General features: G+C 71.1%; 20 protein-coding genes and 1 rRNA gene. 9 read left to right on the forward strand and 12 right to left on the reverse strand.

From position 1 onward, the window contains the following. Positions 1-321: 321 nt before the first annotated feature. The 5 genes from AMO33_RS11210 to AMO33_RS11230 form a co-directional block, all read right to left on the reverse strand. A 16S ribosomal RNA gene (locus AMO33_RS11210) occupies positions 322-1,840 on the reverse strand. A gap of 422 nt (positions 1,841-2,262) precedes the next feature. Then, a complete protein-coding gene (gene bioD / locus AMO33_RS11215) occupies positions 2,263-2,994 on the reverse strand; it encodes a dethiobiotin synthase (RefSeq protein WP_060592476.1) in 732 nt (243 codons plus the stop codon). Continuing rightward, the gene (locus tag AMO33_RS11220; protein WP_060592479.1) at positions 2,991-4,145 is read right to left on the reverse strand and encodes an 8-amino-7-oxononanoate synthase; all 1,155 of its coding nucleotides are present in this window, start codon (positions 4,143-4,145) and stop codon (positions 2,991-2,993) included. Before AMO33_RS11220 ends, bioD begins: the two co-directional genes overlap by 4 nt. A 26-nt stretch (positions 4,146-4,171) precedes the next feature. Continuing rightward, positions 4,172-5,455 carry an adenosylmethionine--8-amino-7-oxononanoate transaminase gene (locus AMO33_RS11225; protein ID WP_011208349.1) on the reverse strand — a complete coding sequence of 428 codons (1,284 nt, stop codon included), beginning with the start codon at positions 5,453-5,455 and terminating at the stop codon, positions 4,172-4,174. Positions 5,456-5,552: 97 nt separating this feature from the next. After that, positions 5,553-5,996 carry a MarR family winged helix-turn-helix transcriptional regulator gene (locus AMO33_RS11230; RefSeq protein WP_060592481.1) on the reverse strand — a complete coding sequence of 148 codons (444 nt, stop codon included), beginning with the start codon at positions 5,994-5,996 and terminating at the stop codon, positions 5,553-5,555. Positions 5,997-6,025: 29 nt separating this feature from the next. On the opposite strand from AMO33_RS11230, the gene AMO33_RS11235 reads away from it, so the two are divergent. The 3 genes from AMO33_RS11235 to treY all read left to right on the forward strand — a co-directional run bounded on the left by AMO33_RS11235 (position 6,026) and on the right by treY (position 11,178). Beyond that, complete coding sequence (locus tag AMO33_RS11235) at positions 6,026-6,559, forward strand: cupin domain-containing protein (RefSeq protein ID WP_060592483.1); 534 nt, start codon at positions 6,026-6,028, stop codon at positions 6,557-6,559. Positions 6,560-6,622: 63 nt separating this feature from the next. Next, positions 6,623-8,743 (forward strand): glycogen debranching protein GlgX, encoded by a 2,121-nt coding sequence (glgX, locus tag AMO33_RS11240; RefSeq protein WP_060592485.1) that lies wholly within the window; start codon positions 6,623-6,625, stop codon positions 8,741-8,743. An 8-nt stretch (positions 8,744-8,751) separates the two neighbouring features. Further along, on the forward strand, positions 8,752-11,178 hold the full coding sequence (gene treY, locus AMO33_RS11245; RefSeq protein WP_228791466.1) for a malto-oligosyltrehalose synthase: 2,427 nt from the start codon (positions 8,752-8,754) through the stop codon (positions 11,176-11,178). Positions 11,179-11,271: 93 nt separating this feature from the next. On the opposite strand, the gene AMO33_RS11250 is transcribed toward treY, so the two are convergent. From AMO33_RS11250 to AMO33_RS11260, 3 genes are all read right to left on the reverse strand, one after another. After that, entirely contained in the window at positions 11,272-12,462 is a 1,191-nt protein-coding gene (locus tag AMO33_RS11250; protein WP_060592486.1) for a DUF2235 domain-containing protein, read from the reverse strand. A gap of 216 nt (positions 12,463-12,678) precedes the next feature. Next, entirely contained in the window at positions 12,679-13,101 is a 423-nt protein-coding gene (locus tag AMO33_RS11255; protein WP_060592488.1) for a hypothetical protein, read from the reverse strand. Between the two features lie 31 nt (positions 13,102-13,132). Next, complete coding sequence (locus tag AMO33_RS11260; RefSeq protein WP_011208342.1) at positions 13,133-13,489, reverse strand: nuclear transport factor 2 family protein; 357 nt, start codon at positions 13,487-13,489, stop codon at positions 13,133-13,135. 148 nt (positions 13,490-13,637) lie between these two features. Here AMO33_RS11260 and AMO33_RS11265 point away from each other — a divergent pair, with 148 nt between their 5' ends. Next, positions 13,638-16,322, forward strand: coding sequence for an AAA family ATPase (locus AMO33_RS11265; protein ID WP_060592490.1), 2,685 nt, complete (start codon positions 13,638-13,640; stop codon positions 16,320-16,322). Here the strand turns inward: AMO33_RS11265 and AMO33_RS11270 are convergent. Next, positions 16,308-16,547, reverse strand: a complete 240-nt coding sequence (locus AMO33_RS11270) for a hypothetical protein (protein ID WP_060592491.1) — start codon at positions 16,545-16,547, stop codon at positions 16,308-16,310. The two genes, AMO33_RS11265 and AMO33_RS11270, sit on opposite strands and share 15 nt — an antisense overlap. Positions 16,548-16,634: 87 nt before the next feature. Here AMO33_RS11270 and AMO33_RS11275 point away from each other — a divergent pair, with 87 nt between their 5' ends. Together AMO33_RS11275 and ilvA are read left to right on the forward strand one after the other, a co-directional pair. Then, positions 16,635-17,069 carry a nitroreductase family deazaflavin-dependent oxidoreductase gene (locus tag AMO33_RS11275; protein ID WP_011208339.1) on the forward strand — a complete coding sequence of 145 codons (435 nt, stop codon included), beginning with the start codon at positions 16,635-16,637 and terminating at the stop codon, positions 17,067-17,069. A gap of 63 nt (positions 17,070-17,132) precedes the next feature. Then, positions 17,133-18,488, forward strand: a complete 1,356-nt coding sequence (gene ilvA, locus AMO33_RS11280; protein WP_060592493.1) for a threonine ammonia-lyase IlvA — start codon at positions 17,133-17,135, stop codon at positions 18,486-18,488. 22 nt (positions 18,489-18,510) lie between these two features. Here ilvA and AMO33_RS11285 read toward each other — a convergent pair whose 3' ends face one another. Both AMO33_RS11285 and treZ read right to left on the reverse strand, forming a co-directional pair. After that, on the reverse strand, positions 18,511-19,728 hold the full coding sequence (locus AMO33_RS11285) for a serine hydrolase domain-containing protein (RefSeq protein WP_060592494.1): 1,218 nt from the start codon (positions 19,726-19,728) through the stop codon (positions 18,511-18,513). Between the two features lie 63 nt (positions 19,729-19,791). Then, positions 19,792-21,531 carry a malto-oligosyltrehalose trehalohydrolase gene (gene treZ, locus AMO33_RS11290; protein ID WP_060592495.1) on the reverse strand — a complete coding sequence of 580 codons (1,740 nt, stop codon included), beginning with the start codon at positions 21,529-21,531 and terminating at the stop codon, positions 19,792-19,794. A gap of 99 nt (positions 21,532-21,630) precedes the next feature. Here treZ and AMO33_RS11295 point away from each other — a divergent pair, with 99 nt between their 5' ends. Continuing rightward, a complete protein-coding gene (locus AMO33_RS11295; RefSeq protein ID WP_060592497.1) occupies positions 21,631-22,245 on the forward strand; it encodes a class I SAM-dependent methyltransferase in 615 nt (204 codons plus the stop codon). A gap of 33 nt (positions 22,246-22,278) precedes the next feature. Here the strand turns inward: AMO33_RS11295 and AMO33_RS11300 are convergent, their stop codons facing one another. Further along, entirely contained in the window at positions 22,279-22,671 is a 393-nt protein-coding gene (locus AMO33_RS11300) for a hypothetical protein (protein ID WP_060592499.1), read from the reverse strand. Between the two features lie 176 nt (positions 22,672-22,847). Between AMO33_RS11300 and AMO33_RS11305 the strand changes: the two genes are divergently transcribed. Together AMO33_RS11305 and AMO33_RS11310 are read left to right on the forward strand one after the other, a co-directional pair. Further along, the gene (locus tag AMO33_RS11305) at positions 22,848-23,420 is read left to right on the forward strand and encodes a TetR/AcrR family transcriptional regulator (protein ID WP_060592500.1); all 573 of its coding nucleotides are present in this window, start codon (positions 22,848-22,850) and stop codon (positions 23,418-23,420) included. A gap of 79 nt (positions 23,421-23,499) precedes the next feature. Beyond that, positions 23,500-24,693, forward strand: coding sequence for a Cmx/CmrA family chloramphenicol efflux MFS transporter (locus tag AMO33_RS11310; RefSeq protein WP_060592502.1), 1,194 nt, complete (start codon positions 23,500-23,502; stop codon positions 24,691-24,693). Positions 24,694-24,700: the final 7 nt, after the last annotated feature.

Below are 24,700 nucleotides of genomic sequence, written 5' to 3' on the forward strand. Positions count from 1 at the left end.
CGTCCACTGTGCAGTTCTCAAACAACACACCCACCCGAACCAGAAACCCAGGACCAGCACCCCCGAAGGAGCCGGTATCACATGGCGATCCGAGCAGATCATGCATTCGCCTAGAGAGTCACTCGCGTGTTCTCTCAGGACCCAACAGTGTGTCGACTACATCCCCGCCGGCCGGCCACACAGGACCAACCGATACACGAGGCACATGCCAGCGTTCCACCCATGAGCTCCCGCCGGAAGACGACTGCTTCCGAAACGGTCTCTGCCACAAGACGTTTACCATCCCGACTCCTCGGGTGTCCGTGGAGAAGTGCTCCTTAGAAAGGAGGTGATCCAGCCGCACCTTCCGGTACGGCTACCTTGTTACGACTTCGTCCCAATCGCCGATCCCACCTTCGACGGCTCCCTCCCACAAGGGGTTAGGCCACCGGCTTCGGGTGTTACCGACTTTCATGACGTGACGGGCGGTGTGTACAAGGCCCGGGAACGTATTCACCGCAGCGTTGCTGATCTGCGATTACTAGCGACTCCAACTTCACGGGGTCGAGTTGCAGACCCCGATCCGAACTGAGACCGGCTTTAAGGGATTCGCTCCACCTCACGGTATCGCAGCCCTCTGTACCGGCCATTGTAGCATGTGTGAAGCCCTGGACATAAGGGGCATGATGACTTGACGTCGTCCCCACCTTCCTCCGAGTTGACCCCGGCAGTCTCCTGCGAGTCCCCGCCATAACGCGCTGGCAACACAGGACAAGGGTTGCGCTCGTTGCGGGACTTAACCCAACATCTCACGACACGAGCTGACGACAGCCATGCACCACCTGTACACCGACCACAAGGGGGCCTACATCTCTGCAGGTTTCCGGTGTATGTCAAACCCAGGTAAGGTTCTTCGCGTTGCATCGAATTAATCCACATGCTCCGCCGCTTGTGCGGGCCCCCGTCAATTCCTTTGAGTTTTAGCCTTGCGGCCGTACTCCCCAGGCGGGGCGCTTAATGCGTTAGCTACGGCACGGATCCCGTGGAAGGAAACCCACACCTAGCGCCCACCGTTTACGGCGTGGACTACCAGGGTATCTAATCCTGTTCGCTACCCACGCTTTCGCTTCTCAGCGTCAGTTACTGCCCAGAGACCCGCCTTCGCCACCGGTGTTCCTCCTGATATCTGCGCATTTCACCGCTACACCAGGAATTCCAGTCTCCCCTGCAGTACTCAAGTCTGCCCGTATCGCCCGCAAGCTTGGGGTTGAGCCCCAAGTTTTCACGGACGACGCGACAAACCGCCTACAAGCTCTTTACGCCCAGTAATTCCGGACAACGCTCGCACCCTACGTATTACCGCGGCTGCTGGCACGTAGTTGGCCGGTGCTTCTTCTACAGGTACCGTCACTTGCGCTTCGTCCCTGTCGAAAGAGGTTTACAACCCGAAGGCCGTCATCCCTCACGCGGCGTCGCTGCATCAGGCTTTCGCCCATTGTGCAATATTCCCCACTGCTGCCTCCCGTAGGAGTCTGGGCCGTGTCTCAGTCCCAGTGTGGCCGGTCGCCCTCTCAGGCCGGCTACCCGTCGTCGCCTTGGTAGGCCATTACCCCACCAACAAGCTGATAGGCCGCGGGCCCATCCTGTACCGATAAATCTTTCCACCAAACACCATGCGATGTAAGGTCATATCCGGTATTAGACCCAGTTTCCCAGGCTTATCCCGAAGTACAGGGCAGATCACCCACGTGTTACTCACCCGTTCGCCGCTCGTGTACCCCGAAGGGCCTTACCGCTCGACTTGCATGTGTTAAGCACGCCGCCAGCGTTCGTCCTGAGCCAGGATCAAACTCTCCGTTGAAGACTCACAATCACACCCCACAGGGCGCAATCAAAAGTACAAAACTAGAGTCCGAAAACCCAGCAAAACAATCGCCAGCCGGAAATTAGCTGACAAAAAATATCCGACCCTCACACGGGGGTATGAGGAACCGGAACCAAAAAAAATTTGGCACTGACATTCATCGACACACTATTGAGTTCTCAAAGAACACACGCACACACCATCTCGCGGGTTTCCCCGTCCGTCGGTGAGGCAACTTTTACAGCTTAGCGCGGCCATTCGCCCGAATCAAAATCCGGACTCACAGTCGAGCTAGTGTGATCGTCAGGCGCTCCTCGTCCGACCTCGTTTCCCGTGCCACGCTCAGCCTCTCGGCTCGGCGTCTCGGCTCAGCGTTTCCGCTCCGGGTTGGCGTCCGTGTCGCTCTGACCTGGAATAAGTTACGTACCCGATTGCGAGGTGTCAAATCCCCAGGTAGATGGGGGTGAATCGGAGTTGAACGGCAGACGCGGCGACCACCCCGGGGCGAACCACCCGGGGACCGCGGCGGTGAACCGATCGTGGTCCCAGGCGCCGACTCCTGCGGGCACGGCCCCGACGATCGGCACGCCGGTCAGGCGCGGCAGATCCTCGCGATTGCACAGGGACGCCAGATCCGGCTCGGCCGGCCAGGCGCCGATCACCACTCCCGCGCAGCGCACGCCCGCGGCGTCGAGCGCGCGGATGGTGAGCTCGGTGTGGTTGAGGGTGCCCAGGCCGGCGGCGGCGACGACGAGGACCGGCGCGTCGAGTTCGCGGGCCAGATCCAGCAGGGTGAACTCGCCGACCCGGACGAGCAGTCCGCCCGCGCCTTCCACGACGGTCAGCTCGGCGTCGAGGCCGCCGACGGCGGTGGCCGTCTCGTCGAGGGTGAGCAGGGGCGCGCCGCAGCGGCGCGCGGCGGTGTCGGGTGCCAGTGGCTCGGGATAGCGCGCGAGTTCCAGGGTCGGGACCGGGCCCGCGAGCCGCCGGACCTCGGCGAGGTCGCCGGGTTCGCCGGGCGCCACACCCGTCTGGGCGGGTTTGCAGACCGCGACCGCGAGGCCCTCGGCACGGGCGAGCGCGGTCAGCGCCGCGGTGACGACGGTCTTGCCGACGTCGGTGGAGGTGCCGGTGACGAGCAGGGTGTTCACGCGGGCACCACCTCCCGACCGCGTGCCTCGGCGAGGACCTCGCCGAGCACGGTCGCGATGGTGTCGAGTTCGGCGGCGGTGAGGTCCGCGCGGGCGGTCAGGCGCAGGCGGGAGGTTCCTTCGGGGACGGACGGCGGGCGGAAGCAGCCGACCTCGAGGCCGCGGGCGCGACAGGCCTGCGCGGCATCGTGGGCGACCTGGGCTTGGCCGAGCACCACCGAGACGACCGCCGACTCCGGGGTGCCGACACCCGCGATCCGCGCGATGGCCGCCGCATTGCTCAGCACCCGCCCCGCCATGCCGGGGTCACGGCGCAGCAGTGCCAGCGCGGCGCGGGCGGCACCGACGGCGGCGGGCGCCAACCCGGTGTCGAAGATGAAGGTGCGGGCCGTGTCGATGAGGTGGGCACGCACGCGTTCGCTGCACAGCACGGCGCCGCCCTGCGCGGCCAGCGCCTTGGACAGCGTGGCCGTGACGACGAGATCGGGCTCGCCGGCCAAGCCGGTCTCGTGCACCAGCCCGCGGCCGCCGGTACCGCGTACCCCGAGCCCGTGCGCCTCGTCGACGACGAGCACCGCGCCGTTGGCGCGGGTGACCCGGTGCAGGTCGGCCAGCGGCGCGAGATCGCCGTCGGCGCTGAACACCGAGTCGGTGAGTACCAGCGCGCGTTCCTCGGTGCGCGCGGCGAGCACCCGGTCCACCGCGGCCACGTCGCGGTGCGGGGCGATCTCGACGCGCGCGCGGGACAGGCGGCAGGCATCCACCAGCGAGGCGTGTGAGCCCGCGTCGGAGACGACGAGCGAACCGCGCCCGGCCAATGCGGTGACCGCGCCGAGATTGGCCGCGTAGCCCGAGGCGAACACCAACCCGGCCTCCGCGCCGACGAAGTCGGCGAGCTCGGCTTCGAGCTGTTCGTGCTCGGTGGTGGTGCCGGTGACCAGTCGCGATCCGGTCGAGCCCGCCCCCCAGCGGCGGACGGCCGCGACGGCGCCCTCGACGACCTCCGGGTGCCGGGTGAGCCCGAGATAGTCGTTGGAGGCCAGGTCGATCGACGGCGACCGCGGGGCCCGCGGCCGTAGTTCTCGGCGCAATCCGGCGCTCACGCGCGCATCGGCCCGTTCGTCCAACCAACTCAGCGGATCGGTAGTCACAGCTGAGCAGCATACTTGAACACCGTTCAGGACGGCACATCACCGGCCGCGACGGCCGCTGCGATACCGCGGGTGATGGCCGCGACGTCGGCGGCGGTGCTGATGAACGGCGGCATCGTGTAGACGAGGTTGCGGAACGGCCGTAGCCAGACACCGGCGGCCACCGCGGCCGCGGTCGCGGCACGCATGTCGACGGGTCGGTCGAGTTCGACGACGCCGATCGCGCCGAGCACCCGCACGTCGACCACGCCCGGCAGGTCCCGCACCGGCGCCAGTCCCGCGCGCAACCCGTCCTCGATGCCGCGGACCTCGCCGCGCCAGTCACGGGCGAGCAGCAGCTCCACCGACGCGACGGCCACGGCACACGCCAACGGGTTGCCCATGAAGGTGGGCCCGTGCATGAGCCCGCCGTGCGCGGCGCTGATGGTCTCGGCGATCCGGGTGGTGCACAGGGCGGCCGCGAGGGTGAGGTAACCGCCGGTGAGCGCCTTGCCCACGCACATCACGTCGGGGCGCACCCCGGCGTGTTCGGCGGCGAACAGCTCCCCGGTGCGCCCGAATCCGGTGGCGATCTCGTCGAAGACCAGCAGCACGTCGTGGGCGTCGCAGAGCCTGCGCAGGTCGGCGAGGTAGCGGGGATCGTGGAACCGCATACCGCCCGCGCCCTGCACCACCGGCTCCACGACGACGGCCGCCAGTTCGTCCGCGTGGGCGGCCAGCGCGGCCTCGAGTTCGGCCACGTAGCCGGGCCGGTACTCCGCCGGCGGCATCCCGACGAAGACCTGTTCGGCGAGCACGTCGGTCCACAACGCGTGCATGCCACCTTCCGGGTCGCACACGCTCATCGGGGTGAAGGTGTCGCCGTGGTAGCCGCCGCGCCAGGTGAGCAGCCGCCGTTTGCCCGGCTTGCCGAGACTGCGCCAGTACTGCAGGCACATCTTGACCGCGACCTCCACCGAGACCGAGCCGGAGTCACAGAGGAACACCTTGTCCAGCCCCTCGGGCGTGAGCTGAACCAGCAACTCGGTCAGCCGGGCGGCCGGTTCGTGGGTGAGTCCGCCGAACATCACGTGACTCATCCGCTGCGACTGCGCGACCAGCGCGGCGTCGAGCACGGGGTGCCGGTAGCCGTGCACGGCCGCCCACCAGGAGCTCATGCCGTCGACCAGCTCCCGCCCGTCGGCCAGCGTCAAGCGCACGCCCGACGCGCTCGCCACCACGAGCGGCTCGGTGGTGGCGGGGAAGCCGCCGTAGGGGTGCCAGACGTGTGCGGCGTCGATGGCGGTGATCTGGTCCGGAGTCAATGCCACAGTGGAGTCCCTCGCCGGTCGGTGTGCCCGGCCCGCCGGGCGACTTGAACGGTGTTCAAGTTAGCAGCGCGGCGCGGCCCGGCTCCCACCCGGCCGGTCACCGGGCGCCCTCGCCGAGGACGTCGGCCACGCCGGCCAGTGCCGCCCGCAACCCGGCCACCGTGGACTCCCCCAGCCGCGCGGCCAGCGCGCGCTCGATCGCCTCGATCTCCCGCCGGGCCCGCCGCAGCGCGGACCGCCCCGCGGGGGTGGCCACCACGAGCCGCGCCCGGCGGTCGGCCGGGTCGACCCGGCGTTCGACGTACCCGCACGCCGCCAGGTGCGTGACCAGTTCCCCCATGGACTGCTGCGTCATCCCCGCCGCGTCGGCGAGTGCGGTGATCCGCGAGCCTTCCGGATCGAGATAGCGGAAGACCGCGAAGTGGGCGGGGCGCAGCCGCTCGTCGAGGGCGGGGCGCAGAGCTTGCTCGAGTGTGTGTTCGTAGGACCGGGTGGCGTGGACGAGCAGTTTCAACAGCGTGGTCGCGGTTTCGGTTGACACAATAGGAAGGATACCTTTATATCTGGAGTATGAGCGAGCAGCGCGCCGTCACGTTCCGCAACGGCCACCGCGTCACCCTGGTCGACCGCGGTGTCGACGAGCGCGGCCCCTACCTGAAGCTGCATCACCATCTGCCGCAGCCGGGCAGGCAGGCGGGCCCGCACTGGCATCCCGAGCTCGCCGAGAGCTGGACGGTGCGGGCGGGCAGGCTGTGGTTCGAGGTCGACGGCACCGAGATCGTGGCAGGCCCGGGTGTCACGGTGAGCGCGCCGCCCCGCGCGGTGCACCAGTTCCGCTGCGAGGAGCCGGGAACCGAGTTCGACCACGAGATCCGGCCGCCGCTGCGGCACTGGCAGATGTTCGAGCTCTGGTCGGCACTGGATCTGGCGGGCCGGACGACCGCGGGCCGCATCCCGCGGAACCCGCTGGCGCTGGCGCTGCTGTGGGAGTACCAGGACGGATACCTGGCGGGCGTGCCCGCGTGGGCGCAGCGCGTCGTGCTGGGCGGCCTGGCCCGGATCGCCCGCCGCGTCGGATATCCGCGCCCGCCCGCCGAGGTGTGATCGAGACGACCCGAAACCGCCGCCGCTCCGACGCACCACCGGTTCGGCGCTACTGTCGTCACCATGGTTCAGCCCGACCACTCGCCGAGCGACGTGACGCCCCTGGGGGTATGGCCGGGGAACGCCTATCCCCTCGGCGCGACCTACGACGGGGCAGGCACGAACTTCTCGCTGTTCTCCGAGGTCGCCGAGGCGGTCGACCTGTGCCTGATCGACCGCGACGGCGCCGAGACGCGGGTGCGGCTCGACGAGGTCGACGGCTATGTCTGGCACGCCTATCTGCCCACCATCGGGCCCGGCCAGCGCTACGGATTCCGGGTGCACGGCCCCTACAATCCCGAGCGCGGACTGCGCTGCGATCCGAGCAAACTACTGCTCGATCCCTACGGCAAGGCCTTCGACGGCGACTTCGACGACGATCCCTCGCTCTACACCTTCGGCCTGGATTCACTCGGGCACACCATGACCGGCGTGGTCATCAATCCGTTCTTCGACTGGGGCGCCGACCGCGCGCCGAACCGGCCCTACCACGAGACGGTGATCTACGAAGCCCACGTCAAGGGCATGACGATGACCCATCCCGACGTGCCCGAGGAATTGCGCGGCACCTACGCGGGCATCGCGCACCCCGCGGTGGTGGAACATCTGAAGAGCCTGGGCATCACCGCGATCGAGCTGATGCCGGTGCACCAGTTCCTGCACGACCGCGTGCTGCTGGATCAAGGTCTGCGAAACTACTGGGGCTACAACAGTTTCGGCTACCTCGCCCCGCACAACGGTTACGCGGCCAGCCCGCGCGGTGGGGCCGCGGTCACGGAGTTCAAGGCGATGGTGCGCGCGCTGCACGCCGAGGGCATCGAGGTGATCCTCGACGTGGTGTACAACCACACCGCCGAGGGCAACCACCTCGGCCCGACCATCGCCTTCCGCGGCATCGACAACGCGGCCTACTACCGGCTGGTCGAGGACGATCCGTCGAAGTACATGGACTACACCGGCACCGGCAACAGCCTCAACGTCCGGCACCCGCACACCCTGCAGCTGATCATGGATTCGCTGCGGTACTGGATCCTGGACATGCACGTCGACGGCTTCCGGTTCGACCTGGCCGCCACCCTGGCCAGGGAACTGCACGACGTGGACCGGCTCTCGACGTTCTTCGACCTGGTGCAGCAGGATCCGGTGGTGAGCCAGGTGAAGCTGATCGCCGAGCCCTGGGACGTCGGCGAGGGCGGCTACCAGGTCGGCAACTTCCCCGGCCTGTGGACCGAGTGGAACGGCAAGTACCGCGACACCGTCCGCGACTACTGGCGCGGCGAGCCCGCGACGCTGGGCGAGTTCGCCTCCCGGTTGACCGGCTCCTCGGACCTGTACGAGGCGACCGGGCGGCGGCCGAGCGCCAGCATCAACTTCATCACCGCCCATGACGGTTTCACGTTGCGGGACCTGGTGTCCTACAACGAGAAACACAACGAGGCCAACGGCGAGGACAACCGCGACGGCGAGAGCCACAACCGGTCGTGGAACTGCGGTGTGGAAGGCCCCACCGACGATCCGGAGATCCTGGCGTTGCGCGCCAAGCAGTCCCGGAACCTGCTGGCCACCCTGATCCTGAGCCAGGGCACGCCGATGCTGGCGCACGGCGACGAGATGGGCCGCACCCAGCAGGGCAACAACAACGTCTACTGCCAGGACTCGCCGCTGTCGTGGATGGACTGGTCGCTGGCCGAGACCAACGCCGACCTGCTGGAGTTCACCCGCAGGGTGATCGGGCTGCGCACCGAGCACCCGGTGTTCCGGCGCAGGCGCTTCCTGGCGGGCAGGCCGATCCGCTCCGCCGGGGCCGCCCGCGACATCGCCTGGCTCACCCCCGGCGGCGAGGAGATGACCCCGGCCGACTGGGACAGCGGCTTCGGCAAGTCGCTGGCGGTCTACCTCAACGGTCAGGGCATTCCCGAGCCGGGACCGCGCGGCGAACGTATCACCGACGACTCGTTCCTGCTGTGCTTCAACGCCCACCACGACCCCATGGACTTCGTCCTACCCGGCCCCGGCTACGGCGGGCCGTGGCTGGTGGCGCTGGACTGCTCGGCGCCCGACGGCCGGGCCGAGGCGCAGTACGACGCCGCCGCGACCGTGACCGTGCCCGCCCGCTGCCTGCTCGTGCTCCGCTGCCCCGAGTGACCGAGACGATGACCGCACCCGACCCCTTGCACCACACCGACCCGATCGTCCGCGGCCGCGCCGTGACCCGGCAGACACCGGTCCGCAGCACCTACCGGCTGCAGCTGCGCCCGGACGCCTTGACCTTCGCCGATGCCCGCGCCATCGCGGAATACCTCCAGCAGCTGGGCATCTCGCACCTGTACCTGTCGCCGATCCTCACCGCCACGCACGGGTCGACGCACGGCTACGACGTCACCGATCCGACCACCGTGTCCGCGGCGCTGGGCGGGCCGCTCGGGCTGAAAGCGCTCGCCGACGAGGTCCGCACCCGCGGCATGGGGTTGATCGTGGACCTGGTGCCCAACCATGTCGGCGTCGCCGACCCGCGGCAGAATCCCTGGTGGTGGGACGTGCTGCGGAACGGCCGCGACTCCCGCTACGCCCGGTTCTTCGACATCGATTGGAGCCCCGGCAACGGCGCCGGCGGCAGGCTGGCGCTGCCGGTGCTGGCCAACGAGAACGACCCGGCCGCGCTGACCGTGGACCGCTCCGGTCCCGAACCGATGCTGGCGTTGCACGACCTGCGCTTCCCGATCGCGCCGGGCACCGACGGCGACAACGCGCTGCGCATCCACGACAAGCAGCACTACCGGCTGGTCAGCTGGAAGGCCGGCGTGTGCACCTACCGGCGGTTCTTCGCGGTGAGCACGCTGGCGGCGCTGCGACAGGAGGATCCGGAGGTCTTCGAGCTGACCCACCGGGAGCTGGCCGCCTGGTGCGAGCACGACCTCATCGACGGCGTGCGCGTCGACCATCCGGACGGGCTGTCCTATCCCGCCGCGTACCTCACTCGGCTGCGGCAGCTGATCGGCCCGCACCGGCTGCTGCTGGTGGAGAAGATCCTGGCCAACCGGGAGCCGCTGGACCCCACCCTGCCGATCGACGGCACCACCGGCTACGACGCGCTGGCCGGAGTCGGCGGGGTGCTCATCGATCCCGACGGGGAGCACGCGCTCACCGAACTCTCGCGCCGGGTGGCCGGGCACGGCAGCGACCGGGCCTGGATCGGCGAGACCGAGCACCGCATCAAACGCGCTGTCGCCGAGAGCATTCTCGCGCCGGAGCTGCGGCGGTTGGTGGCCGCGATCAAGCGCGACGCGGCCGCCGAATCGTTCGACACCCTCGCGCTGACCAACGCCACCATCGAGGTGCTGGCGTTCATGCCGGTCTACCGCGCCGACTACGCGCCGCTGGCCGGGATGACCGGAGCGGTGATCGCGGAGGTGGAGCGGCGCAACAGCGAGCTGACCGCACCGCTGAACGTGCTGGTCGCCGCCTTGGCCGTGGGCGGGGAGGCCGCCATGCGGTTCGAGCAGGTGTGCGGGGCGATGACCGCGAAAGCCGTGGAGGACACCATGTTCTACCGCGCGGTGCGGCTGGTCTCGCTGCAGGAGGTGGGCGGCAACCCGGCCCGGTTCGGGCACTCGGTCAACGAGTTCCACCTCGCCAACATCGAACGGGCCCAGCGCTGGCCCGCGACGATGACCACCCTGTCGACCCACGACACCAAGCGCGGCGAGGACGTCCGGGCACGCATCGGAGTGCTCTCCCAGGTGGCGAGCGTATGGGCGCGGTCGGTGGAGTCGTGGCTGGAGAAGACGCCGCCGCCGGACGGGGCGACCGCACTGTTCCTGTTGCAGAACATGTTCGGCGTGTGGCCCGCCGACGGCCGTCCCGCCTCGTCGGTGCCCGGCCTGCGCGAGCGGCTGCACCGGTACGCGGAGAAGGCGATGCGCGAGGCCGGGCTGCGCACGTCCTGGGAGGAGCCGGACGGCGAGTTCGAGGCGGCCGTGCACGGTTGGCTGGACGCGGTGGTGGACGGCCCGGTCGGCGCCGAACTCGGCGACCTCGTCCACGATCTCGCCCCGCACGCGTGGTCGGATTCGCTGGCGCAGAAGCTGTTGCAGTTGTGCGGGCCGGGCATTCCCGACGTCTACCAGGGCTGTGAGCTGTGGGAGGACTCCCTGGTCGACCCGGACAACCGCCGCCCGGTGGACTTCCCCGCCCGCACCGGCATGCTGCAATCGCTCACCGGCACACCGGCGTTGGACACCTCGGGGGCGGCGAAGATGTGGGTCGTGGCCTACGCGCTGTGGCTGCGGCGCGAGCGGCCGGAGTGTTTCGTGGGCGGTGCCTATCTGCCGTTGTTCGCCACCGGTGAGCAGGCCGGGCGGGTGGTGAGTTACGCCCGCGGCCGGGTCGGCGAGACACCGGAGGTGGTGGTCGTGGTCACCCGGCACAGCGTCGGGCTGGGTGAAACGGGTTGGGGCGATACGGCGTTGGATCTGCCCCAGGGCTCGTGGACGGACCGGCTGACCGGGCACACCTTCCAGGGGCGCACCCGGGTCGAGCAGATCTTCGCCCGGCTGCCGGTGGCACTCCTGGTCCGCTGAGCGGCGCGGCCACCGTCGGCCGTCGATATGGCCCCTGCCGGTGCCGGTGCGGCTCCGTTGCCGCGTCGGCGCCGGCTGCCTGCGATGGTGCGGCTACGCCACCGCCCGCGGGCGCTGTCCGGCCGCGGCGGGTGGCACGGGTTCGATCAAGGTCTCGGGGCAGCTGCCGCCGAGTTCGTCGAGCCAGCGGCGCAGATTCGTCGGCAGGTCGTCGCGGTCGGCCGCCGCCGTCGAGGCCAGCCGCACGCCGTGGTCGCCCTCGACGTGCAGTTTGCGCCAGGAGTTCCAGTAGAACCGGCCGTGCCGGGCCCGCACCGACCGCGCGGCGCGCACCACGTTGAGGATCCGGTACCCCAGGCCGAGTGAATCGTGCAGCTTGTCGTGCTCGGGGCGGTTCACGCAGCGGCCGGCCAGGCACTCGACGAGCGCGCGGTCGAAGGCCAGGCCCTCGGCTTCGGCCTCGGCGACCATCCAGCGGAACGTGGCATCGGAGAGCCCGCACTCCTCGTATCCGCCGCCGATGTCGCTGTGCACGCCGCGGAACCAGACCTGCTTGACCCGCTCGCGCCCGGCCCGGTGTTTGATCCTGCGGTACTTGATGTTCAGCGCCACCGGCACCGTCCACAGGCAGGGCTCGAAATTGCGCCGGCGTTCGTCGACGGCCAGCGCCTGCCGCGCGCACAGCACCCGCTCGGAGAGGTTGACGTTGTGGAAGCTGTGCCGCCACGACGTGATCCCCGGAACGCCGAGCGCGCCGACGGTGTCGAAGACACCGAGGAAGTCCACCGGGACCATGCGACTGTGCTCGGCGCGGAAGGCCGCCCAGTCGTCCTCGGTCGGGGGCGGGCCCCAGTTCGACAACCGCGAGCCGCCCAGCCTGCGGTACATCGCCAGTGCCGTCGGGTAGTGGCCGCCGATCATCGAGTCCGGGCGCATGATCCCGATGCGGTCGATCAGGCCGACCAGGCTGCGGGCGGTGTAGGCGCCGCGGCTGAAGCCGAAGACGAAGATCTCGTCGCCGGGTTCCCAGTTGACGGCCAGCTGCCAGTAGGCGGCGGAAAGGTTGGCCTCCAGGCCGAGCCCGAAGGCGCCGCCGATGAGGCGGTCTGCGGTGAAGCCTCGGGCGCCGGGCCCGGAGACGTAGATGACCTGCTGCCGGATGGGCGAGCCGTCGGGGCCCGGAGCCTCCATGCGCACGGTCTGCGCGATTTTCACGATGTTCGACACGGTGCTGCTGTTCTCGGCCTTCCAGGTGCCGTCGCAGCACACCACCAGGCGTTTCATGGTTGTAGTCTCCCGCCCGACGGGGTGTGGCACGCGCGTATCGGACTACTCGTTCCGGCGTGCCGCGCCGCCGCCGGGTGCGCGCCGCCGACCGGCTCCTACCTGCGTGAACCCCCTCGACCCCGAGCGCGGCGGCGGCCGGGCGCCGCCGGTACGCACGCCGGCGACCCGGCGGGCACCGAGGGTGCGAGCCGGGTCGCCGGGGCGGCGCGACGATCAGCGCGCCTTGCGCAGGCCCAGGTACTGCAGGGCGGCGAAGCCGCCGACGGTCACGGCCTGCAGCACCGCCCACACGGTGCCGATCGCGGTGAGGTCGAGAACCCCGGTGATCGCCGCGGCGAGGCCGGCGAGGACCCACGCGAGGTTGACCGCGACGACGACGCCCGCGGCGGCCTGGCTGATCCGGGCCGGTAGCCCGACCAGCGCGACACCGATCGCGTAGACGGTCAGGAACACGCCGATGCCGAGGGCGACGGTGCGGTCCAGGCCGAGCAGTGACTCGAGGGGCCCCGACAGGGCCAGGTAGGCGAGTCCGTTGACGCCGGTGACCAGGGCGTCGGTGCGCAGCGACAGCCGCAGCAGGCGGTCGCCGGGGGCGAGCAGTGCCGAGAACCGTCCGGTGGGGGTGAGTGCGGTCATGGCGAATCGTCTCCTTCGGGGGAATGGGCGGTCAGGCGGCGGCGGGAACCTTGTCGAGGAAGCCGTAGACGTCGGCGATGCGGCCCTGCTCGAGCACCGCGACGTCGAAACCGACGACCAGCGCCGGACCGTCGGCCGGGCCCAGCTCCCAGGTGAAGCGCACCTGGTCGTGATGGCCGTCGACCGGTCCGGCCAGGCGGAACACCAGGTCGGGGAACTGGGCCTGCACCGCGGCGATGCCGGCGTCGAGGGCGTCGCGGCCGGTGACGGCCATCAGCGGGTCGACGTAGCGGGGCTCGTCGGTGAAGACCCGCGCGATGGCCGCCCGGCGGGCCGCCGCGTCGGTGGTGTTCCAGATCTCCAGGTACTGCGCGACCAGCTCGTTCATGATGTTCTCCTTCGGTGCGGTGGTGATGGGAAGAACGGTATGGCCGGGGCGTGGGTCGCCGAATCAGTCGCGCATAAGTACTTTTCGACCCGGTACGGGTCGGCCCGGAGGCCGGTATCGGTCAGGCGGTACCGGCTACGGTGAACGAATGCTGTACGGACGTCAGGCCGAGCAGGCCCGCATCGATCGGCTGCTCGCCGACGCGCGGGCCGGGCGCAGCGGCGCACTGGTCCTGCGGGGCGAGCCGGGTATCGGCAAGACCGCGTTGCTGGATTACGCGGCGGCGCAAGGACTTCCGACGGTGCGCAGCGCGGGCGTGGAATCGGAGGCCGAGCTGCCGTTCGCGGGCCTGCACCTGCTGGTGCGGCCGGGCATGGCACTGGTCGACGGGCTGCCCGAGCGGCAACGGGCGGCGCTGCGCGGTGCGTTCGGTCTCGGTGACGCCGTGCCGGGCGACCGGATGCTCATCGGGCTGGCGGTGCTCTCGCTGCTGGCCGAGGAGGCGGCCGAGCAGCCGCTGCTGTGCCTGATCGACGACGCGCACTGGCTCGACCGCGCGACCGCCGAGACGCTGCTGTTCGCGGCGCGGCGGCTCGACGCCGAAGGGGTGGCGATCATCTTCGCCACCCGCTCCGGTCCGGACGACTTCCCCGCACCCGGCCTGCCCGAGCTGGTGGTACCGCCGCTGCGGCCGGAGGCGGCCGCGGCGCTGGTGGACGACCAGGTGGCCGGGCTCGCCCCGGACGCGCGGATGCGGCTGCTGGCCGAGTCGGCGGGCAATCCCCTGGCACTGCGCGAACTACCCGCGGTGCTGGCCACCGAGGCGGTGCACGACGGGCCGAGTCCGCTGCCGTTGACCCAGCGCCTGCACGTCGCCTTCCACGGGCAGGTCAGCAGGCTGCCCGCGGACACCAGGACACTGCTGTTGGTCGCGGCGGCCGCGGGCACCACCGCCCTCGGGCCGGTGCTGGCCGCCGCCGAACGCCTCGGTGCGCACGCCGGCGATCTGCGCCCCGCCGAGGAACTCGGACTGCTGGGCACCGACGGCGCGGAACTGCGACTGCGGCATCCGCTGCTGCGCTCGGCGATCTACAACGGCGCGCCGCTGAGTGCCCGGCTCGCCGCGCACCGTGCCCTGGCCGACACGCTGACCGGCCCGGAGCAGGCCGACCTGCGGGCCTGGCAGCTGGCCGGCGCGGCCACCGGCCCCGACGAGGAGGCCGCCGCGGCGCTGGAGGAGACCGCCGAGCGGGCGCGCAGGCGCAGCGGCCACCACGGTTCGGTCGCCGCCTACGAACGGGCGGCCGCACTCAGCCAGGACCCGGCCGCGCGGGTGCGCAGGCTGGTCCTCGCGGCCGAAACCGCGGCCGAGGCAGGGCTTTTCGACCGCTCCGGCGATCTCGCGGCCCGTGCGGCCGCGCAGACCACCGACCCGCTGCTGAGCGCCCGCCTGGAGTTGGTGCGCGGCACCGCCGAGTTCGGGACCGGTAAGCACCTCGCCGCCCACCACCGGCTGCTGGCCGCCGCGGACAGCGTCGCCGCCGGGCATCCCCGCGCCGCCGCGCGCATCCTCACCCAGGCCGTGCACGCGGCCTGGTACCTCGGGGACACCGAACTGGCGCAGGTCTCCGACCGGCTGGCGGCGCTCCGGCTGCCCGCCGACGATCCCAGCGCGCCGATCGTGGCCTATCTGCTCGGCGGCCTGCATGCCCGGGCGGGCGCGGAGCTGCGGGACGTCGCCGAGGCCGCCGGGATCGACACCGCGGCGACCCCGCGCGAGCTGGTCCAGCTGTGCGGCACGGGGCTCGTGGTCGGGCAGGACGAGCAGGTCGGCGAGCTGGCGGCCGACCTCGTCGCCCGGTGCCGCGAGCAGGGCCGCATCGGGTTGCTGCCGCCGCTGCTGTTCTTCCGGGCCGAAGCCGAGACCTTTCTCGGCCGTCCCCGGGAGGGCCTGGTGATCGCGAGCGAGGGCGCCCGCATCGCCGCCGACATCGGGCAGGGGCACTGGGTGAGCCAGCTCGACGCCTTCCTGGCCTACCTGGCCGCGCTGGGCGGCGCCGCCGAGGACTGCCGGGCGGCCGTGGACCGCGCGCTGGCCGAGGAGCTCGGCGGCGCGCAGGCGCCCGGCGCCACCTGGTGCCAGGCGGCGCTCGGCCTGCTGGCGCTCGGGCTCGGTCAGGTGGAGGAGGCGGTCGGCCGGTTCACCGCGCTCACCGAGGAACCGGCCAGGCACCAGGTCGTCGGGCTGCGCTCGCTCCCGGATCTCGTCGAGGCCGCGGTCCGGCTGGGCGACCACGACCTGGCCGCGCGGGCACAGGACCGGCTCGCCGCCTGGGCCGACAGTTGCGGACAGCCGTGGGTACGGTCCCTGGCCGCCCGCGCAGGGGCGCTGCTCGCCGAGGGCGCGGCGGCCGAGGACGGCTTCACCGCCGCGCTGGCCGCGCGGCCGCGTCCGTTCGAGGAGGCCCGTACCCGATTGGTGTACGGGGAATGGTTGCGGCGCGGGCGGCGCAAGAGCGACGCGCGCGCCCAGCTGCGGGTCGCGCACGAGATCTTCGAGCGGCTGGGCGCGCGTCCGTGGGCCGATCGGGCCGAAGTCGAACTCCGCGCGCTCGGCGCGGCCACGACGCCGCGGCCGGCCGGCGGGCCGCTGGCCACCCTGACCCCGCAGGAACTACAGATCGTACGGCTCGCGGCGCAGGGCCTGTCCAATCGCGATATCGCCGCGCAGCTGTTCCTCAGCCCGCGCACCGTCGGGCATCACCTGTACAAGGCGTATCCCAAGCTGGGTGTGGTGTCGCGCGCGGAACTGGCCGAGCTACCCCTGGAGTGAGGGATGGCGCACCGCTCGGCGATCGGTGAGCCGACGGGCCGCGGTCGAGGCGAAGGCCACCCGTACCGCTGCCGCGACGGCGGCGGCCAGCACCGCCACCTGGGCCGAGCCGGTGAGCACGCCGAGCAGCAGTGCGGTCACCAGCGCGGCGGCCAGCGCCTCGAGCTTGTACACCGGCCACGCGGAGCCCGCGAGGTCGACGGTGGGATGGTGAACCGTAGCCATGTGTTCAGGATACGCGCGGAACAAAGTTCGGGCCACCGAACTCATGTGGCGGGGAACACGTCGGGGTCGCGGATCGTTGGTGCTCGTATGCCACTCACCGGAGAATACGAACCCAGCCCGTCCGACTGGGCCCGCAAGCAGGTGGAGACCTACGAGAATTCCGGCGGTACCGAAGGCACGACCCTGCAGGGCAAGCCGGTCGTCGTGCTCACCACCAAGGGCGCCAAGACCGGCAAGCTGCGCAAGACGCCGCTCATGCGTGTCGAGCACAACGGCGAGTACGCGGTGGTCGCCTCGCTCGGCGGCGCCCCCAAGCACCCGGTCTGGTACCACAACATCAAGGCCGAACCGCACGTCGAACTGCGCGACGGCACCGAAGTCGGTGACTACACCGCCCGCGAGGTGACCGGCGAGGAGAAGCGGGTGTGGTGGGAACGAGCCGTCGAGGTCTGGCCCGACTACGCCGAGTACCAGACCAAGACCACCCGCGAGATCCCCGTTTTCGTCCTCACGCCCCGCTGACCACGGCCGTTGCCCTGCCACCCGCCGCAGCCGACCGGCGCGGCGGGTGGCAGCATTGACGAGGTGGCCAATCCGCTGGAACTGATCGATGACCTGTCCCCGTCTCGTCGCGCGCTCAACGCCGACGAGATCGACGCCGCGGCCAAGCGAATTTCCGACATCATCGAGCCCACCCCCCTCCAGCTCAGCCCCCGCCTGTCCGCCGCCACCGGCGCCCGCGTCTACCTCAAGCGCGAGGACCTCACCGCCGTGCGCTCCTACAAGCTGCGCGGGGCCTACAACCTGATCGTGCAGCTCGACGAGCGCGAGCGCGCGGCGGGCGTGGTCGCGGCCAGTGCCGGCAATCACGCCCAGGGCGTGGCGTTCGCCTGCCAGGCGATGGGCATCCAGGGACGCATCTACGTGCCGACCACGACGCCGAAGCAGAAGCGCGACCGGATCCGGGTACACGGCGGGGAGTTCGTGGAGCTGATCGCCGTCGGCGACACCTACGACGCCGCCGCGGCCGCCGCGGCCGCCGACGTGGAACGCACCGGCGCGACGATGGTCGCTCCCTTCGACGACCCGCGCACCGCCGCCGGTCAGGGCACCATCGCGGTGGAGATCCTCGAACAGCTCGGCGCGGCGCCCGATCTGGTCGTGGTGCCGGTGGGCGGCGGCGGCTGCCTGGCCGGTATCGGCACCTACCTGCGCGACCGCTCCCCCGCCACCGGCATCCTGGCGGCCGAGCCCGCCGGGGCGGCCTCCATGACGGCGGCGCTGATCGCGGGCGGGCCGGTGACCCTGCCCGAGATCGATCCCTTCGTCGACGGCGCGGCGGTGCGCCGCGTCGGCGCGCTGCCCTACGCCGCGGCGGTCGGCTTCGGCGGCCGGGTCGTCACGCACGCCTCGCTACCGCTGCTCACCGCCGTCGACTCACCGCAGGGACACGGCGCGTTCCGGTTGCTCCAGGTCGACGAGGGCGCCATCTGCACGACGATGCTCGAGCTCTACCAGAACGAGGGCATCATCGCCGAGCCTGCGGGCGCGCTGGCGGTGGCCGCCCTGGCCGAGGTCGACGTCGAACCCGGTTCGACGGTGGTGTGCCTGATCTCCGGCGGCAACAACGACGTCTCCCGCTACGGCGAGATCATCGAGCGCTCCCTGGTGCACCAGGGTCTCAAGCACTACTTCCTGGTCGATTTCCCGCAGGAGCCGGGCGCGCTGCGCCGGTTCCTGGACGAGGTGCTCGGTCCGGACGACGACATCACCCTGTTCGAGTACGTCAAGCGCAACAACCGGGAGACCGGGGCGGCGCTGGTCGGCATCGAACTCGGCGCGGCCGACGGGCTGGACGCGCTGCTCGAACGCATCGCGGCCTCGCCCATCCAATGCGAACGGCTGGAGCCGGGCTCGCCCGCCTACCGCTACCTGACCTGATCCGCCGACGCTGCGCCGCCGGTCACGCCGCCCGGCGCAGCTGCGGTGCGGTACCGCGCCGCACGCCACGCAGGCCGGTGAGGATCAGCGGCAGCAACCACACGGCGATGAGCTGGTCGGGCCCGAGCTGGCTGGCCGACAGCCGGTTGTGCACGAACCCGACCGACAGGCCCAGCCTCGGGTCCGCCCAGCCGAAGGACCCGCCGAGACCGATGTGGCCGAGGCCGGACCGGGCGCCGGGCATCGGCAGCGAGTGGTAGCCCAGGTGCCACATCATCGGCAGGTAGAACAGCGCGTGGTCGAGACGGTAGGTGCGCACCTTGGCGATCTCGCGCATGGTCGCCGCCGACAGGTAGCGCTTGCCGTCCACCACGCCGCCGCAGGCCAGCACGTCGTACACCCTGGCAAGGGCCGAGGCGGTGGCGACGCCGTTGCCCGCGGCCAGTTCGGTGCGCAGGATCGGCGGGTGCTCGCCCTCCAGGATGGTGTGCACGCCGGGCAGGAACAGGCAGCGCACGGCCGCGCCGAGCGGGCCGGGCAGCAGATGCCCACGGCCCATCACCGCGTTGCCGAGCGGGGTGCCGAGCAAGCCGAGCTGGTTGCCCGCCAGTGGGGCGTATCGGGTGGTCGCCTCGGCGGGCGGATGCCCGAGGTGCGGGCCGTCGATACCCAGCGGCTCGGACACTTCGGTGCGCAGCAGCTCGGACATGCTCTTGCCGGTGATCCGCCGCGCCAGGCCCGCGAGCAGCCAGCCGTAGGTGAGCGCGTGATAGGTGGGCACGCCGAGCAGCCGGTCCGGCTTGGCCGCGGCCAGCCGCTCCTCCATCAGCTCGTGATCGAGGACGTCGGCGAAGCCCTCCACCAGCGGTGACAGCGCCGACAGGCCGGCGCTGTGGGTCATCACCTGCCGCACGGTGATGCGGGATTTGCCGTTGGCGGCGAACTCCGGCCAGTACTCGGCCACCGGCGCGTTGTAGTCGAGCAGGCCGCGGTCGGCGAGCCGGTGCATCGCGGTGGCGGCGACCCCCTTGGTCGCGGAGAAGATGAGGGTCCCGTGCTCGCGGGTCCACGCCTCGGTGCCGGCCTCGCCGGTCCAGATGTCGACCAGCGGCTCGCCGTGCACGTGAATGGCCAATGCCGCGCCCGCACCGGGGCGGCGGCCGAATGTGCGGCCGAAAACGCGCACGAGCTGCCCGAATTCCGGGGGCGCGCTGCCGTGCACCGAAGCGTCGTTGCTCATCGCTCCACGGTAATCGTGTCGTTCGGTCACGGCAACGACCGTTTCCGGACAGTGGACCAGTTGTTACCGTTCCCCCACCGGACGGTCCTCGAGCAGGGTGAACGAGTGCGCCGGGACGGTGGTGGCGGTGGGGCCCAGCGTCGGCGGCTCCCAGTACAGCAGGCTGCGGCCGGTCACCGGCACGGTCACCGGGTCCTCGGACAGGTTGCACACCAGGTGCAGACTGCCGCGATGCAGCACGAGCCAGCGGGCCTGCTCGTCGTAGTCGACGCCGACGTGCCGCAACGACGGATCGGTGAGTTCGGGGCGGCGGCGACGCAGCGCCAGCAGCGCGCGATAGCAGGCCAGCAGGCGCGCCCGATCCGGGTCGTCGAGGTCGGACCAGTCCAGTCCGGAGCGTTCGAAGGTTGCCGGATCCTGCGGATCGGGCACCTCCTCGGCGGTCCAGCCGTGCTCGGCGAACTCGGCCTTGCGTCCGGCGGCGGTCGCGGCGCCGATCTGCGGGTCGGTGTGCGAGGTGAAGAACTGGAAGGGCGTGCGTGCGCCCCATTCCTCGCCCATGAACAGCATCGGCGTGAACGGCGAACAGAGCACCAGGGCCGCCTTGACCGCCAGCTGGCCGTCGGTGAGGTAGGCGCCGGGCCGGTCGCCGAGGGCGCGGTTGCCGATCTGGTCGTGTGTGCAGGTGTAGCCGAGCAGGCGGAAGCCCGGGATCAGGTCCCGGTCGAGGGGCCGGCCATGGGTGCGGCCGCGGAAGCTGGAATAGGTTCCGGCGTGGAAGAAGCCGCTGGTCAGCGTTTCGGCCAGACAGGCAAGGGTGCCGAAATCCGCGTAGTAGCCCTGGCGTTCGCCGGAGACCGCGGTGTGCACGGCGTGGTGCAGGTCGTCGTTCCACTGGCCGGTCAGGCCGTAGCCGCCTGCGGCGCGCGGCGTGATCAGGCGCGGGTCGTTCAGGTCGCTCTCGGCGATCAGCGACAGTGGTCTGCGCACGTGCGCCGAGAGCCGCTCGGTCTCGGCGGCCAGCTCGGCCAGCAGATGGGTGGCGGTGCGGTCGACCAGGGCGTGCACCGCGTCCAGCCGCAGCGCGTCGATGTGGAAGTCGCGCAGCCAGCGCAGCGCGTTGTCGAGGATGTAGCGGCGCACGTGGTCCGAGCCCGCGCCGTCCAGGTTGAGGCTCTGCCCCCAGGTGTTGCGGCCGGAGGCGAGGTACGGGCCGAAGCGGGGCAGGTAGTTGCCCGACGGACCGAGGTGGTTGTAGACCACGTCCAGGCACACCGCCAGGCCGCGGGCGTGGCAGGCGTTCACGAACCGCTGCAGGCCGTCGGGCCCGCCGTAGCCCTCGTGCACCGCGTACCAGAGCACCCCGTCGTAGCCCCAGTTGTGGGTGCCGTCGAAGGCGTTCACGGGCATGATCTCCACGACAGTGACGCCGAGGTCGACCAGATGGTCCAGCCGATCGATCGCCGCGTCGAAGGTGCCCTGCGGGGTGAAGGTGCCGATGTGCAGCTCGTAGAACACCGCACCGGCCAGCGGACGGCCCGTCCAGTCCGCGTCGGTCCAGGCGGCCGGATCCAGTGCGTGCACCGCCGAGCGGCCGTGCACACCGTCGGGCTGCCGGGGCGAGCGCGGGTCGGGCAGCACCGTGGGATCGTCGTCGAGCAGAAAGCCGTAGCGGGCGCCCTCCCCCGCCGCCACCTCGGCCCGCCACCACCCGTCCGGCGACCGCGTCATCGCGTGCCCGACCCCGTCGACCTCCACCCGCACCGTTCTCGGCAGCGGCGCCCACACCTCGAACACAGTCACCGCGCCAGCATCCCACGCGCGGGCGGCCGCTTCATCCGCGGCGACGATCCCGTGCGCCGGGGGCTGGCGGGCGTCGCGGCGACCTGCCAGAGTGGGCCCATGGGCTGGTACGGAGACCACGTGGTGCCGCGAATGGTGAATTGCGCCTGCGGAATGCGGGTCAACGAGCCGTACCGGGCGCGGGTGTGCGCGGGGCTGCGGGGCCGGGTGGTGGAGATCGGCTTCGGATCGGGTCTGAACGTGCCGTTCTACCCGGACACCGTGGCCTCGGTGACGGCGGTCGAACCGGCGGATCTGGGCTGGCGATTGGCGGCGCCGCGGGTGGCGCGGGCCCGCGTGCCGATCGAACGGGCGGGTTTGGACGGCAGCGCGCTGCCGTTCCCGGACAACAGCTTCGACTCGGCGCTGTCCACCTGGACGATGTGCACGATCCCCGACGTCGCCGGTGCACTGGCCGAGCTGCGGCGGGTGCTGGTGCCCGGCGGCACGCTGCATTTCGTGGAGCACGGGCTGGCACCCGATCCGGCGGTGCGGGTCTGGCAGCACCGGCTGAATCCGGTGCAGAAGACCATCGCGGGTGGCTGCCACCTGGACCGCGACATCGCCGCCCTGGTGCGCGACAGCGGCCTGCGGATCCAGGAGTTGGAGACCTGTTACGGCGAGGGACCGAAATTCCTCACCGCGCTCACCCTCGGCGTCGCCGCCGCTCCCTGACCGCGAGCGGCGGCATCGCCGGACCCGTCCCGATCAGACGATCGAGACCTGCAGCCAGTACTCGGTGTTGCCACGGGTGGGCGCGATGTCGAGCACGTAGTTGCCGTCCTCGGGCAGCACGACCTCGTCGTAGAGCGCGTCCAGGACCAGGAAGGTGCCGTCCGGGGCGATCAGGCTGTAGGTGGCGTTGTCCTCGACGGAACCGACGGCGGCGCTGAACAGCTGCCCGGCCCTGGCCTCGATGATGTAGGTGTCCACCTCGCCGCGCACGATCGCGCCGCCGACGCCGGTGCTGCTGGTGCCGGGCGGGAAGTGCAGCTGGGTGTAGACGCCCGCGTGCGCGGCGCCGGCCCCGGCGAGGCCGATGAGCGCGGCGGCGGCGACAGCGGTGAAGGCGGTGCGAAGGGGGCGCGGGAGCGTGGTCATCGTCGAACTCCATGAGTGGGAAGGGTGTGTCGAACGCGGCAAGCATGCGTGGGCGGGCTTGGCGCGCGCTTAACAGTCGCCTACGACGCCGCGTTGGATCACCCCGCATTCGATCACCCGGTATTCGATCACCGCGTATTGGATCGAACAGTTCAAAACATGGTATCCTCGTGCCCATGGCGCGACCGAGACAGTTCGACGAGGACCGCGCGGTCGACGCGGCGATGCGCGCGTTCTGGACCGCGGGCTACGAAGCCACCTCCACCCAGGATCTCTGCGCGGCAACGGGATTGGGCCGCAGCAGCATCTACAACACCTTCGTCGGCAAGCGCGAGCTGTTCGACCGGGCGCTGCGCCGCTACATGGCGGTCAAGAACGCCGATCTGTTCGCACTGCTGGCGGAACCGGGCTCGGCCAGGGAGAAGCTGCACACCCTGGTGCGCCGCGCCGCCGACCCGCCCGCGGACGATCCCGCGGGCTGTCTGGTGGTGAACTCGCTCGTCGAACTCGCCCCGCGGGATGCCGAGATCGCCGCCACCCTGCGGGCGGACGAGACCAGGCGACTCGACGCCCTCGTCGCCACCATCGAGCGGGCGCAGCGCGACGGTGAGATCGAGGCCGGGCGCGATGCGCGCGCCCTGGCCCATTTCGTCGTCGCCACCATCGGCGGACTGCGCGTCGCCGCCCGGGGCGGCGCCGATCGGGCGACACTCGCCGCCATCGCCGACACCGCGCTGCGCTGCCTCTGACCTCGCACCGACCGGACCATACGGCGGGGGTCCACCCCTGCCAGCGTTTTGTACTGATCAACCCAAAACGAGGAGTCACATGCCACCCGCCGTCTACGTCCTCGGCCTGGCCATCTTCGCCCAGGGCACCTCCGAACTCCTGCTCGCCGGGCTGCTCACCGAGGTGTCCGCCGATCTCGCCATCAGCATTCCGCGGGCGGGCCTGCTCATCTCGGCGTTCGCGCTCGGCATGCTCGTCGGCGCACCGGTGCTCGCGGTCGCCACACTGCGGCTGCCGCGCCGCGACACCCTGCTCGCCTTCCTCGCGATCTTCGTGGCCGCCCACGTCGTCGGCGCGCTCACCGCCGACTACGCGGTGCTGTTCGGCACCCGCGTGGTGGCCGCGTTCGTCTACGCGGGCTTCTGGGCACTCTCGGCCGCCACCGTCGTGGACCTGGTGCCCGCCGCCGCGCGCGGGCGGGCCATGAGCATCGTGGCGGGCGGGCTCACCGTCGCCACCATCGTCGGGCTGCCCGCCGGCACCGTGATCGGCCAGCAGCTCGGCTGGCGGGCGGCGTTCTGGGCGGTGGCCGCCCTCTCGGCCGCGGCCGCGATCGGCGTCCTCGCGGTGGTGCCGTCGGCGCGGCCCGCCGCCGAACCGCGGCTGCGCCGGGAGCTGCGGACGATGGCGCAGCCGCGGCTGTGGCTGGCCTACGGCTCGACCGCGCTGTCCACCGGATCGGTGTTCGCCGTGTTCGGCTACCTCGGCGCGGCGCTGACCGATCACACCGGCCTGCCGGCGAACTGGGTGCCCGCGGTGCTCGCGCTCTACGGCGTGGGCGGGCTGCTCGGGATCACCCTCGGCGGCCGCACCGCCGATGCCCACCCCTTCGCCACCCTGTACGTGGGCGGTGCGGGCATGACCGCCACCGCGGCGGCGCTGGCGCTCGCGCTCGACCACGCCGCGGTCGTCGTCGCGCTGGCGTTCCTGCTCGGCGCGTTCGGCTTCGCCACCAACCCGGCACTGAACACCCGGGTGTTCGGCGTGGCCGCGTCGGCGCCGACCCTGGCCGCGGCCACCAACTTCTCGGCCTTCAACGTCGGCATCACCGTCGGACCGTGGATCGGCGGGCTCGCCCTCGGGGCGGGACTGGGGTACCCGGCGGTGGCGTGGCTCGGCGCCGCGCTGGGGGTGGCCATGATCGTGACCGTCGGGTGGGCGGATGTGTTGGAGCGCAAAGCCGTTCGCCCGGCCGCCCCGACCGCCGACCCGCTGCCGGAACCGGTCGGATGACGCGACC

The sequence above is a fragment of the Nocardia farcinica genome, assembly GCF_001182745.1.
In the GTDB taxonomy this organism is placed as follows: Bacteria; Actinomycetota; Actinomycetes; order Mycobacteriales; family Mycobacteriaceae; genus Nocardia; species Nocardia farcinica.